9 protein-coding genes are annotated in these 13227 nt (G+C 72.2%); 1 reads left to right on the forward strand and 8 read right to left on the reverse strand.

Annotated features, from left to right (window positions below):
* A partial coding sequence (locus IE134_RS29295; RefSeq protein ID WP_189432190.1) for a discoidin domain-containing protein occupies positions 1-1739 on the reverse strand: 1739 nt, incomplete at its 3' end.
* 348 nt (positions 1740-2087) lie between these two features.
* On the opposite strand from IE134_RS29295, the gene IE134_RS29300 reads away from it, so the two are divergent.
* Positions 2088-3821, forward strand: coding sequence for a discoidin domain-containing protein (locus IE134_RS29300; RefSeq protein WP_098020243.1), 1734 nt, complete (start codon positions 2088-2090; stop codon positions 3819-3821).
* A gap of 66 nt (positions 3822-3887) precedes the next feature.
* Here IE134_RS29300 and IE134_RS29305 read toward each other — a convergent pair whose 3' ends face one another.
* The 7 genes from IE134_RS29305 to IE134_RS29335 all read right to left on the reverse strand — a co-directional run bounded on the left by IE134_RS29305 (position 3888) and on the right by IE134_RS29335 (position 12983).
* Positions 3888-4838, reverse strand: coding sequence for a DUF3048 domain-containing protein (locus IE134_RS29305; RefSeq protein ID WP_098020244.1), 951 nt, complete (start codon positions 4836-4838; stop codon positions 3888-3890).
* A gap of 80 nt (positions 4839-4918) precedes the next feature.
* Entirely contained in the window at positions 4919-5497 is a 579-nt protein-coding gene (locus IE134_RS29310; RefSeq protein WP_098020245.1) for a CchlQ, read from the reverse strand.
* Positions 5498-5518: 21 nt separating this feature from the next.
* On the reverse strand, positions 5519-6310 hold the full coding sequence (locus tag IE134_RS29315; RefSeq protein WP_098895653.1) for an ECF transporter S component: 792 nt from the start codon (positions 6308-6310) through the stop codon (positions 5519-5521).
* Between the two features lie 92 nt (positions 6311-6402).
* Complete coding sequence (locus tag IE134_RS29320) at positions 6403-8085, reverse strand: ABC transporter ATP-binding protein (protein WP_189432195.1); 1683 nt, start codon at positions 8083-8085, stop codon at positions 6403-6405.
* On the reverse strand, positions 8082-9284 hold the full coding sequence (locus tag IE134_RS29325; RefSeq protein ID WP_189432198.1) for an energy-coupling factor transporter transmembrane component T: 1203 nt from the start codon (positions 9282-9284) through the stop codon (positions 8082-8084). The genes IE134_RS29320 and IE134_RS29325 overlap by 4 nt, the downstream gene beginning before the upstream one ends.
* Positions 9274-10197, reverse strand: a complete 924-nt coding sequence (locus IE134_RS29330) for a hypothetical protein (protein ID WP_189432200.1) — start codon at positions 10195-10197, stop codon at positions 9274-9276. Before IE134_RS29330 ends, IE134_RS29325 begins: the two co-directional genes overlap by 11 nt.
* Positions 10194-12983: a prenyltransferase/squalene oxidase repeat-containing protein gene (locus IE134_RS29335; protein WP_189432203.1), complete on the reverse strand. Its 2790-nt coding sequence runs from the start codon at positions 12981-12983 to the stop codon at positions 10194-10196. Before IE134_RS29335 ends, IE134_RS29330 begins: the two co-directional genes overlap by 4 nt.
* Between the last annotated feature and the right edge of the window lie 244 nt (positions 12984-13227).

Genomic DNA, 13227 nt, shown 5'->3' on the forward strand with positions numbered 1-13227 from the left:
CCCCAGCCCTCGCCGTGGTCCGCACGCCACACCCAGGTGTGGTCGATGATCGTGTCGTCGCTGTTGACGACGATGCTGGTGGTCGCCTTGCCGGGACCGGCCCCGCCGATCCGCACGAACACATCCTGGAGCGATGTCGGGTTCGCCGAGTGATCGGCGGACGCGCCCTGCGGCCCGACCTCCAGCAGCGTCGGCGAGTTGACCGGGCCCGCGTCGATGAGGAAGCCCGCCAGCTTCACCCCGTCCACATCGGCGACCTTCATCGCCGTCACCCCGTTGTCCGGGATGATCGTGGCCAGGCCGAGGCCGAGGACGACGGTGTTCGCCCGGTTCACGTTGATCGTCTGGTCGATGTGGTAAACCCCGGGCGTGAAGAGCAGGTTGAGGCCCTGCGCCAGCGCGGCGTTGATCGTCGCGGCCGTGGCGCCCTGCTTGACGACATAGAAGCGGTTCAGCGGGATGGACTCGCCGGGCTGGGTTCCGCCGTCCCACGAGACGCCGCGCGCGTTGACGCGCTTCGCGGGGACGAAGACCTTGTACTCGTTGGCGTCGAGGTAGAGGAACGGCTTCTCGCGGGAGATCGGGGTGGTGTCCAGCGTGGTGTACGGCGGGGTCGGGTAGCTCGCCGCGGGGGCGCCCTGGACGCCCGAGAACGTCATGTTCCACACGGCGTTGGTCCAGCCGCCGACGGAGCTGTCGCGGGTGTACCACTGCTGCTGGGAGTAGGGGCCGACCGTGCCGTCGATCTTGGAGTCGGCGATGTAGCCGCCGCTGGCCCAGCCGTAACCGTCGGGCGCGAGGTTCAGCCCGCCCTTGACGTGCATCCGGCGGAACGGGGCCGCCTGGGAGACCGCCCAGCGGTTGGTCCCGGAGACCGGGTTCAGGGTCAGGTTCTCCGCCGAGCGCCAGAAGTTCTGCGTCGCGTTGCCGTTGAACCAGCCCGCGTCCACGGTCACATCGCCGTTGAACGTGGTGGCGTTCGGGTTGAGGCCGAGCCCTGCGATCTGCGTGTAGAAGCCGATCTGCGCGTTGATGTTGTTGTACGTGCCCGGCTTGAAGAGGAGCGCGTGCCGGCCGCTGCCGAACTGGGCCTCCTCCTGCTGCTGGAAGATCTCGTCGACCTTGCCCTGGATGTTCGGCGTGGACGGGTCGAAGACATGGACGTTCGGACCGAGGTCGCCGCCGCCCGGGATCTCCGGTCCGCCGCCCCCGTCACGCGTACCGAAGACCTTGAACTCCCAGAGCGAGTAGCCGTAGCCGGTGGCCCGCTCGGTGCCGGTCAGACGTACGTACCGGGCGTCGCCGGAGACGGTGAGGGTCTCGTTGCCGCCCGCCGAAGTGGTGGTGCTGTAGGCGGTCGTCCAGTCGGTGCCGTTGGTCGAGAGCTCGATGCGGTAGCTCTTGGCGTGCGCGGCCTCCCAGGCGAGTTCGACCCGGCTGAGAGCGGCCGGGGAGCCGAGGTCGATCCGGATCCACTGGGGGTCGGCGAACGCGCTGGACCAGCGGGTCCCGCCGTCCCCGTCGACGGCGTTGCCCGCCGCGGTGCCGCCGTTCTCCTGGCTGGAGGCGGTCACCGTGCTGCCCTGGGAGAGCAGGACGGGCGCGGCCTGTGCCGGAGCCGCCTGCACGGCCGCGAGCAGGGTCGCGACCAGGGCGGTGATGACCGCGAGGGCCAGCGTGCGCCGTCGACGGGATGCGGCCAGGGGAGGCCGCGAGGGTCTGACGAGGGCAACGGACATGTCTGATCTCCTGAAAGGTCAGGTGGGCGGGGGTGGTTCAGCTGCGGGCGCGCTCCACAGAACAGAGAGAGCGCTCTCTCGGTAGCCGAATGATTCTCCCGTGTTTCCGTCGCGTCAAGAGTTGTGCACAGGATTGGCGCCTCGGCTCTTCCGGCGGAGGCGATGTTTCATCTCCTGAAAGCCCAGCGGCAGTTGACCTGGCATCAGCGTGACAAGTCGGACGCTGTCGCTGTGGCATCTGGAATCAAACCGGCCGTAACCCTTGACGGTTCACTCCGCTCCGGCCACGCTCCCCACTGCGGGGGAGCGCTCTCTCGGCCTCATCCCCTCACAGAGCAAGGAGTTCGCATGGAAGCCCGTGGAACACCACGGTTGCGCGGTGCCCTGGCGGTCATGGCCGCCGTGGCCCTCCTGTTCACCCTCTCGGTGGCCGTCGCCCCCGAACGCGCCGCCGCCGCTGCCGTTCTCGTCTCCCAGGGAAAGCCGGCCACCGCCTCCAGCACCGAAGCGCCCTTCACGGCCCCGTCCGCCGTCGACGGCGACACCTCCACCCGCTGGTCCAGCGGCTTCACCGACGACGAGTGGATCCGTATCGACCTGGGCGCGAGCACCTCGATCGGACAGGTCGTCCTCAACTGGGAGGCCGCGTACGCCAAGGGCTACCGCCTGGAGGTCTCCGACAACGGGGCCGACTGGCGGACCGTCCACTCCACCACCACCGGCTCCGGAGGCGTCGAGACCCTGACGGTCTCCGGGACCGGCCGCTACATCCGGATGCACGGCACCGAGCGCGCCACCCCCTGGGGCTACTCCCTTCACGAGTTCCAGGTCTACTCCACCACCGGCGGCACCGCCCCCGGCGACGACGTCCTGCTCTCGTACGGAAAGACCGGATCGGCCTCGACCTCCCAGCATGACGGCACCTGCTGGGAGTGCTCCCCGGACAAGGCCTTCGACCGCGACCCCGCCAGCCGCTGGGCGACCAGCCCCGAGGGCGGCTGGACCGACCCGGGCTGGATCGCGGTCGATCTCGGCGCCCGCGCGGAGATCAGCCGGGTGGTCCTCCAGTGGGACCCGGCGTACGCCAGGGCCTACCGCATCGAGGTCTCCGACAACGGGACCGACTGGACGACGATCCACTCCACCACCACCGGCACCGGCTTCAAGGAGACGCTGGACGTCAGCGGCACCGGCCGGCACGTACGCCTGTACGCCACGCAGCGCAGCGGTGAATACGGCTACTCGCTCTGGGAGTTCCAGGTCTGGGGCACCGGCGGAGCGCCGATCCCCGCACCGCCGCTGCCCGCGGACCCCACGTACGACCGGCTGGTGTTCAGCGACGAGTTCAACGGCCCCGCCGGCGCGGCGCCCGACCCGGCCAAGTGGGTCCCGGAGACCGGCACCGGGCCCAACAACGAGCTGGAGTACTACACCAACAACAAGAACGCGGCCCAGGACGGCAACGGCAGCCTCGTCCTGGAGGCCCGCCGCGAGGCGACCCCCGGTTCCGCCTGCCCGCCCGACCCGCTGAGCGGCAGCACCACGTGCCAGTACACCTCGGCGCGGCTCAACACCTACGGGAAGTTCCAGTTCACCTACGGCCGGGTCGAGGCCCGCATCAAGGTCTCCGGTACGCAGGGGCTCTGGCCCGCGTTCTGGATGCTGGGCGCGGACTACTTCGACCAGGGGCGTCCGTGGCCCTACACCGGTGAGATCGACATCATGGAGCACGTCGGCAAGGAGCCGAACACCACGTACTCCACCCTGCACGCACCCGCGTACAACGGCGCGGCCGGCTACGGAGCCCCGTACTCCCTGCCGGGCGGGGCGAACTTCGCCGACGCCTTCCACACCTTCGCCGTGGACTGGAACAGCAAGGGCATGACGTTCCGGGTCGACGGCAACGTCACGCACACGGTCGACAAGGAGGAGCTGGAGAGCACCCGCGGACCCTGGGTGTTCGACCACGACTTCTTCCTCATCCTCAACAACGCGGTCGGCGGTGACTGGCCCGGTCCGCCTGACGCCACCACCCGCTTCCCGCAGAAGATGAGCATCGACTACATCAAGGTCTGGCAGTAGGAAACCCGCAGGTCCCGGCCGTCCGGGCGGTGCGTTCCCCGCACCGCCCGGACGCCCTTCCGCGCTTCAGCCGCGCGGCGCGTACAGGATCCACAGCGGTCCCTCGGCGAGATCGACGCGGCGTCCGTCGGGGGTGCTGAACACCGTGTCCGCGTCGGCGGAGCTCCGGGCCCACCGGGCGTCGTACGCCCGGCCGTCCCGCAGGACGACCGCGTCCCCCGACCCCACGGTCTCGGTGAACGGCGTGTTGTTCCCCGACCGGTCACGGAAGTCCGACTCCCGTACGTCCACGTCCTGGACGACGACCGTACCGGCCCCGATCCGCTCGCCCTCGACCGTACGGGCGGGGGCGCCGTCCAGCGAGACGAGCCACCGCTCGCCCTCCGCGGACCAGGTGAACGTCACCGACGCGGACGGATAGCGGACCGTACGGCTGTCCTCCGGCTCCCCGCCGGGCGGCGGCGCGCCGACCTTGAGCCCGAGCTCCGCCACGGCATCCGCACCGGAGGCCGTGAACGGGATCCTTTCCGGCCGCAGATACAGGTTGTGCGGCGCGGGCCGGTCCGGGCCCCGGAAGTACGCCTGGGGCGCCTTCGAAGGCGGTACGGGGTCCAGCGGCGCGCGGTCGATGACCGGCAGCAGCCTGCTCTGGGCCCCCGAGAAGGCCAGCGTCGGCCGGTCGAACTGCCGCAGCAGCTCCAGATCGGTCTCCCGCGCGCTGCGCACGGGGCCGATGACCGGCGGCAGGTCGGAGGAGTACACGGCGAGGATGCGGCTCAGGCCCGCCTCCACCTGCTCCACGTAGACGATGTCGGCCCGCTCCAGCCCGGTGTGGGGGCGTGCGGGCGCCACATTGTCGATCTTCACGGCGAGTACGTCGGTGGCTCCGCCCGTACGGGGGGACGGGCTGGTGGAGGAGGGCGCCGAACCGTCGCCGCCCGTGCACGCGGCGGTCACGGCCAGCACGAGCACGGCGAACAGCGCTGCGGCCCGGTTCTTCACTCCGGCTGCGGACATGACGACCGCCCTTCCGGGGCGCCGGCCGACGACATCTGCGGAACGTCGTCGCGTCGCGGTCCCTCGTCCATCATCCACCATCACGTGTCCGGTGCGCCCGGTCGCGCGGGAGGCCGTGCCCGGGCCGGACGGTCGCGGCACACCGGACACCGTTCCCTGCCGTCCCAGGCCTCCCACCCGAAGGACTCGGGCGAGAACGCGCGGTCCTTCAGCTCCCCGCGCACCGACACCCGGTAGGCCCAGACCAGGTCGAGGTAGGGGTGGTAGGCGTCGTGGAACGCGGACGAGGTGTGCGTCGCGCCCGAGCCCACGACCCGCTGGACGGCGCGCAACTGCTGGAACATCGCCTGCCCGGCGCCCGCCACCTGGGCGGAGGCGTCGATGAAGAACCGCTCGCGCACCTCGTGGACGCCTGCTTCGTCGAGGGCCGCGCGGGCGGCCAGATCCGGATCGACGCCCGGATCCTGCGCCTGGGCTATGCCACGCAGCCGGGTGTGGCACTTCCCCACGGCGGCGATGAACTCGATGTACACCGAACGCCGCCGCTCGTCGGCCTCCCGGTCCCTCTCATGGCGCTGGCGCAGCCGGTCCGCCAGCACCGTGCCCGATATCGCGATGAATCCGCCGCTCACGGTGGCGATGAGCGTGCCCCAGTCCACTGCTGTTCCCCCTGAAGACGATCACGGTGTACGCGTCGTCGAATCTATCCCCGCCGAACCCTCGCCATCCGGCTTTCGGGCGGCGAAGCGCACCGGCGCCCGGAAGCGCGCCTTGCGCGCGGCCCGGCGGAACGTGGTGAGGACGGCGGGGCCCGCCAGCATCACGCAGACGAAGTTCGTGACGGCGCGTCCGGTGTCCCAGCCCAGCGACGTGGCCACGTCGAACGCCAGGTAGCGCTGCCACTGTTCGGTGAAGGGGAGCCCCGGAAGGTAGGCGATCGAGCTGTTCGGGTCCACCGAGAACGGCCAGAACGACAGGTTCAGCAGAAAGCCGAAGAGATAGCCGGAGAGCGATCCGTAGACGGCGAGCATCAGGACCTCGCGGCGCCCCGTGGCCCGGGGCAGCAGACCCGCGAGCATGCCGACGAACGCGCAGCCGAACATCTGGTACGGCATCCAGGGGCCGACCCCGCCGGTGATCAGCGCGGACGCGAACAGGGATGTGCAGCCCAGGGTGAAGCCGAAGCCGGGACCGTAGACCCGGCCCGCCAGGACGAGGACGAAGAACACCGTCTCGATGCCCGCCGTCCCCGCCCCGAGCGGGCGCAGCGCCGCGTTCACGGCGGAGAGCACCCCGAGCATCGCCAGTGCCTTGGAGTTGATGCCGCCCTCGGCGATCTCGGAGATCACGACGCACAGGACGAGGACGAGCAGCACACCGAAGATGAGCGGCGGCGCGTAGGCCGCACCCAGCTTGCCCGGGGCGACGACGAAGGGCCAGAAGAAGGCGACCAGACCGAGGAAGGCCGCCATGGCGATCACGATTCCGGCGCGCGGGGCGATACGGATGGCGCCGGCGGAGCGCTCGGTGAGGACGTTGACGTCCTTGAGACCGTCGAGGTTCTTCACGCGTCCGCCTCTCCGTCCCGCAGCACCGCGGTCACCTGGTCGACCGTCAAGTACGTCAGGGGTGCGAGGATCTTGGCCACCTGCGGGGCGAAGACCGGCGAGGCGACGATCACTTCAGTGGTCGGTCCGTCCGCGACGATGTCGCCCTCGGCCAGGACGACGACCCGGTCCGCGGCGCGCGCGGCGAACTCGACGTCATGGGTGGAGACCACCACCGACCGCCCCTCGGCGGCCAGTTCGTCGACCATCGCGATCAGTATGGTCTTCGCCCGGTAGTCGAGACCGCGCGTCGGTTCGTCCAGCAGCAGCACCCGGGGGGCCGCTGACAGCTGGATCGCGAGGACCAGCGCCAGCTTCTGCCCCTCGGAGAGATCACGGGGGTGCGTGGCCCCGTCGATGCCCGGAGCCAGCCGGTCCAGGATCGCCCGGGCGGACGGCCCCGTGGCCCGGGTCGCGGCCTTACCCCCGGTCCCGGACTCGGTGTCCGCCTGGTCGAGTTCCTGCTTGACGCTCTCCAGATAGAGCAGGTCGGTCGGGGTCTGCGGAACCAGCCCGACCAGCCGCCGGGCCTCGGCGGCCGACAGCTTCTTCGGGTCGCCGCCCTTCGCCGCGTCCGGCGCCCCGGACTCGTCGCGGCCGACCCGGACCGTACCGGCCGTACGGGGCCCCGAACCCTGAAGCGCCCACAGCAGCGACGACTTGCCCGAGCCGTTGCGCCCCATCAACGCCGTGACCTCCCCGGCCCGCAGGTCGAGGTCGACCTCGCGCACCGCCGGGACACCCCGGTAGGCGACCGTGATCCCCCGGGCACCGAGCAGAGTCGCGCCCGGTGCGTCCGGCACCGCGCGCACCGGCGGGGGAGTCGCTCCCTCCAGCGCCGTACGCAGCGGCCGGGCGGCCCTGCGGGCGTCGCGTACGGACAGGGGCAGGGGCGACCAGCCCGCAGCCCGGCCCAGCTCCACGATGGGCGGGGCGATCGACGACGCCGTGAAGATCTCCGACGGCGGCCCCGCGACCACCCGCCCGTTCCCCGGCAGATGGATGACCCGGTCGGCGTACTGCACCACCCGCTCCAGCCGGTGCTCGGCCAGCAGCACCGTCACCCCCAGGTCGTGGACCAGCCGGGTCACCGCGGCCAGCACCTCCTCGGCCGCCGTCGGGTCGAGCGCGGACGTCGGCTCGTCCAGCACCAGGACCCGCGGGTGGGCGGTGAGCACGGAACCGATCGCGACGCGCTGCTGCTGACCGCCGGACAGCTCGTGCAGCGCCCGATGGCGCAGATCAGCCAGTCCGAGCAGATCGAGCGTCTCCTCGACCCGTTTGCGCATCACCGTCGGCGAGATCGCCAACTGCTCCATCGCGTAAGCCAGTTCCTCCTCGACCGTGTCCGTGACGAAGCCGTCCAGCGGGTCCTGGCCCACCACGCCCACGACATCGGCGAGTTCACGCGGCGGATGGTCGGCGGTGTCGCGGCCGTCGACCGTGACCGTGCCGTACAGCGTGCCTCCGGTGAAGTGCGGGACGAGCCCGTTGACCGCGCCCAGCAGGGTCGACTTGCCGACCCCCGTGTGGCCCACCACGAGGCACAGTTCGCCCTCGTCGACCGAGAGGTTCACGTCCCGCAGGACCGGCTCGTCGGCGCCGTCGTACACGACGGACACCCGGTCGAAGGTGATCATGCGGTTTCCTCGGTGCGCGGTGCGGTGATGTGCGGGGTGGGCGGAGCGGAAGGGGTAGGCGGGGTCGGTGGAGGCGCCAGGAATCCGGCCCCTCCCGCCAGCAGGATCGCGGCGGCCGGGACGAGCGGCAGCGTCGGCCAGCTCAGCGGATAGATGGACGGGTTCAACTCTGCGGGGTCGTAACCTGCGTTGACGAACAGGAGCACGGCCGAGAGCACCCCGCAGGACGCCACCGCCCACTCCGCGAACCGCCACGGATCCGGCCGGTACGTCGTCCGCGTCACCCGCCGCCCGCCGAGCCGCAGCCCGGCCAGACAGAGCACCGAACCGGCCGCCAGCGCGGGCAGGCCCAGCAGCGTGGGCGCCGACGGGTCGAGGAGCCCGTACGCCCCGGCGCACAGTCCGCACATGCCCAGCAGCATCAGCGCCCCGGTCAGCCGGCGCGAGCGCGGCGTCGCCGAACCGGCCCGCCCGTACCCCCGCGAGTCCATCGCCGCCGCCAGCCGCAGCGACCGCTCCAGCGCGTCCTCCAGCACGGGCACCACGATGCCCCGCAGCGCCTTCAGCCCCTTGGTGCGCCCCGCCCGCAGCCGCCGGGCCCGGGCCACCCGCTGCACGCTCTGCACCAGTTGGGGGGCGACGCTGATCGACACGGTGACGGCGACGCCGAGTTCGTACAGGGCGCCGGGCAGCACCCGCAGCGCCCGCTTCGGGTTGGCGAGGGTGTTCGCCGCACCGATGCAGCACAGCATGCAGGCGAGCCGCAGGCCGTCCGTCGCGGCCGACAGCAGCGCCTCCAGCGAGACCGGGCCGCCCAGTTGGATGCCCGCGTACCAGTCCGGTGTCGGGATGTGCGGGAGCGAGAAGAGGTAGTGGTCGTCGGGGGTCATGCCGGTGGCGAACACGGCCCGGAACACCACCCGGATCGCGACGACGGTGAGCGCCAGATACAGGTAGTACTTGAAGCCGCGCGCCCATGGGGCCTCGGTGCGCCGCACGGTGATCACGTAACCGAGCACCGCGAGAACCAGGAAGAGCAGCAGCGGGTTGTTGGTCCGGCTCACCGCCGTGGCCAGGGCGAGCGCCCAGATCCACCAGGCGACCGGGTGCAGGGTGCGCGGCAGCCGCCGCCCGCCGGTGTCCGGCGTGGCGGCGGTGCGTTCCTCGGCCGTACGGGCCGCGTACGGACTACTGCTCACGGCGGCGGCGCTTCGCGGCGAACACGGCCGCGCCGCCGATGACCACCACGAGACCGGCCGTCGCCGCCACCGGCACGATCGACCCGGAGTCGTGCTCCGCGTCGGCCGCCGGGGCGGCGTCCACCACCTTCGCCCCCTTCTTCGGCGCGGCCACCGCCGCCCCCGTCGTCGCCGAAGCGGACGGGCTGGGGGAGGCGGTGGCGGAAGCGGACGGCGACGCCGACTTCGAGGGCTTCTCCGAAGGCTTCTCCGACGGCTTTTCGGAGGGCGGCGATGGAGCCTGGTCGCCGTCCGCCGGCCGCTGCGCGGTCCGTGCGGGGTCGGGCTTCGGCTCGGGCTTCGGCGCCGGATCGCCGCCCGTGGGACGGGAGTTGTGGGCGCGCAGCTGATCGGGGGTGACGGTCGGGCGGCCCTTCGTGCCCTCGATGTTCGTCCCGCCGAAGATCCACAGGTCCACGCTGCCCGGCCGGGGCCGGTAGCTCATCGCGCCGAGCTGGCTGTACTCCCAGGTGTCCTCGCCGGGGTCGGCGTGCCAGTACGACCAGTAGGCGGACGCGGGCGGGGTGAGCACGCAGTCCTCCTGCTGGGAGGTGGGGTACTGCTTGCCGCCCTGGTGTCCGCTGAAGCCGATCCGGCAGATGAACGCCGGGCCGTCGTGCCCGGTGCCGGTGGTCCGCCAGCCGCCCTGGTTGAGCAGCTCGTAGCCGGTCGTCGGCGTCGTACCGCAGGAGCGGTAGACGGGACCGCCCCAGTGGCTGAAGTCGACCGCCAGCACCACGCCCGAGGAGGTGGTGCACCGGCCGATCGGCTGCGGGGCCGCCGAGGCCGGACCTGAGGGAGCGAGGACCGCAGCGCCGATCAGGCCGAGGACGGCCAGGGCCCGGCCGACGGTACGGAGCAGGCGCGGGTTCACCGCTCACCGCCCGCTGCCGCGCCACGCCGGTTGCGGGCGGTCACGACCGTACGCCAGCCCGCCAGGACCAGCACCGCGGCGGCAGCCGCGAGGCCGAGCGCCTGCGCACCGGTCGACGCGAGGCCGCCCCCGCCGCCCGGACCGTCGGCGTTCACGATGCCCCCGCCGCCCGCGCTGTCCCCGGGGGTGACGATCACCGGGGTGGAGGAGGACGGCACCGGGTTCGGCGTGGTGCCCTTCAGGCTGCGGGCCAGGGTGCCGAAGGAGATGCCGGTGGCGCCGCCGACGGCCTGCGCCGAGGCGCGGATGTCGGAGCCCCGCTGCCCTTCCTTCGCGACGTTGAACCCGCCGTCCTTGTTCTGCTGCGAGGCGAGGAACTTCAGCGCCTTCGTGATCTGCTTGTCGTACTTCTCCGCGTCCAGGGACAGCCCCTGCACGGCCAGCGCCGCCGAGTTGACCGAGTTGCCGGACGCGCCGGGGAAGCCGCCGTCCGGCAACTGCCGGGCGGCGATCCAGGCCAGCGACTTGTCGACGGCGGCCGCGTGCGCGTCACCCGGGACCAGGTCCAGCGTCATCGCGGCCATGGCGGTCGAGTCGACGTCCGAGTCCCCCGTGGAAGGAATCAGACTCGGCCAGGCACCCGAGGAGGCGTGCTGAAGGCTCGCCAGATACGCGATCGGCGCCTCGGCCGCCTTTTCCTCGCCCGCGCGCACCTGCGCGATGATCCCGAGGGACTGGGCGAACACGGACGGGGAGTGGGTGTAGGCGCCCTTGGCGGGGCAGCTGCGGTCCGGGGCGGTGCTCGGCTTCTCGCAGACGGCGTCGGTCACCGCGGCGATCAGGTCCCGGCCGCCGAAGTCCCGCGGGTCGCGCTCGACGGCCTGCGCGAGCAGGGCCGCCTTGCCGATCCTGCCGCCCTGCGCGTACTTGCCGCCGATCCCGGACCAGTCCACCAGCGTCCGGCCCGTGCGGTCCTTGCCGCCGCCGGAGAGGAAGTCCACGATCGTGCGCAGCGCGTTGTTGTCGTGCCCGGTCGCGGCCAGGGCGAACGCCCCGTCGATGGTCATGCCGAACTCGGCCTGCCCCTGCCCGGCCCCGTCGTCGTAGTAGCGGCCCTGCAGCAGGTTGGCGGGGTGCGTGAGGAACCCGACACCCTTCTTCAGGTCCGGGCCCACACCCGACGGGCGCGTGGTCGGCTTCGTGGTGGGGCCGCCGGTCGCCGGGGGAGTGGTCGGTGGGTCGGTCGGCTCGGGGGCCTTCGCGACCAGTCTCACCAGGTCCGTGCCCGCCCCCGCCAGCACGGCGGGGGCCGTCGCGTACAGCGCGGCGTCGGTGGCGCCCTCGTCGAACCCGAAGCCGCCGTCGTCCAGTTGCTCCCGCGACAGCCAGGCGACCGCCGCGTCGGCCGCGTCGCCGTCACCGAGTGCGCGCAGCGCCTGCGCCGCGTAGGAGGTGGCCGCGACGGAGCCGGTGGTCGACATGTTGTCCACGGGGAACGCGCCCGACTTCAGCTGGGCCTTCTTCAGATACGTACGCATCTTGGCGACGGCGGCCTCATGCCCGCCGGCCTCGTCCAGCACCAGCGCCACCAGCCCGGTGGTCGCCGGATCACCGTCGCAGTACTCACCGGGGCTCAGCAGGATGCCGGTCACCGATCCGTCCTGGCAGACCAGCTGGGTCAGCCGTTCCTCGGTCCCGGCGGGCCGCTCGACCCCGCCACGCAGGAGCGCCAGCACGGCCAGCGCCTGGCCGTCGGCGTACGTCGCGCCGTGGAAGTCGCCCTTGGCCGTGCAGCCGGGCGTGGGGCTGCCGGACTCCGGTCCTGCCGGGCAGACGTTCTCCGCGAGGTCGCCGAGCAGGTCGTGCCCGCCGAAATCGCGCGGGTCGCCCTCGGTGATCTCCGCGAGCAGCGCCAGCCGGGCCGCCGCCGGGGCGGCGGGCGGCTCCTCCGCACCGGCCGGGTAGGCGTACGCGTCCGTGCGGTCGGCCAGGTGGGTCACGACCTTGTCCAGGGCCGACCCCTTGCCGTTCGCCGCCGCGAGCGCGTACGCGGCCTCCGTGGTCAGGAAGTCGTTGGGCGTGTCGGACCCTTCGTCCGCCACGTGGGTGCCCTCGCGCAGTTGGCCGCTCACCCACCGGCCGGCCGCCGTTACGTCGATCTTCCCGGCGGGCACGGTCGGCCCGCCGGTCGGGTCCTCGCTGGGGCCGGGCGTCGCGCCCCCGCCGGCGCGGACCTCGTCGGGGGTGAAGGTGGGGCGGCCGGTGGAGCCCCCGACGTCGGTGCCGCCGAACACCCAGGCGTCCACGTCGCCCGCCTGCGGCTTGCGGCTCATCGCGCCGAGCGGACTGTAGGACCAGGAGTCCTGGCCGGGCGAGGCGATCCAGTACGACCAGTAGGCGGAGGCCTGGGGGGTCAGCACGCAGTCCTCGGTGGCCGGAGTCGGGTACTGCGTACCCGAGTTGAAGGAGCCCGTGCCGATCCGGCAGATGAAGCCGTCGCCGTCGTGCTGGGTGCCCTCGGTGGTGAACCCGCCCTCGTGGAGCAGTGCGTAGCCGGTGGTCGGCGTGGTGTCGCAGCCGCGTACCACACCGCCGCGGAACGGTCCGAAGTCCACGGCGACGATCGCGCCCTTCGTGGCCGTGCACTCCGCGACCGGGTCGGCGGCCGCCGGACCCGCGCCGGTGACGAACACCACGCTCGCGGCGAACGTCACGGCGGCCGCCGTGAGCAGCGACAGAAGTCTCTTCTTGCCGACGTGCCGGTCCTGTTGCTGTGCGGTCCCCACCACGGCCCCTCGTGTCGTCCGGGCGGGCCGTGCGTGGCAGAGAGCACCCGGCGAGGGTGCGGCCGCAGAGGGGCCGCCCACAGGGGGCTGTTCGAACCACGCCGTAGTCCGCGACGGCGCTTCTCGCTGTGATTCCTGGTCCCAGGCAGTCCGGCTCGCCCGCGCGATGCGGGCCCACGGTTGCGGGTCAGCGCCGGATTTCGACCGGCTTCCCCTGGGGCTGAGTGCGTATCAGGCGGATTGG

The sequence above is a fragment of the Streptomyces rubiginosohelvolus genome (assembly GCF_014649875.1).
Lineage (GTDB): Bacteria > Actinomycetota > Actinomycetes > Streptomycetales > Streptomycetaceae > Streptomyces > Streptomyces rubiginosohelvolus.

Coding starts and splice junctions, on each gene's coding strand:
- IE134_RS29300 (WP_098020243.1), top strand. CDS start 2,088: ATGGAAGCCCGTGGAACACCACGGTTGCGCGGTGCCCTGGCGGTCATG.
- IE134_RS29305 (WP_098020244.1), bottom strand. CDS start 4,838: ATGTCCGCAGCCGGAGTGAAGAACCGGGCCGCAGCGCTGTTCGCCGTG.
- IE134_RS29315 (WP_098895653.1), bottom strand. CDS start 6,310: ATGGCGGCCTTCCTCGGTCTGGTCGCCTTCTTCTGGCCCTTCGTCGTC.
- IE134_RS29320 (WP_189432195.1), bottom strand. CDS start 8,085: ATGATCACCTTCGACCGGGTGTCCGTCGTGTACGACGGCGCCGACGAG.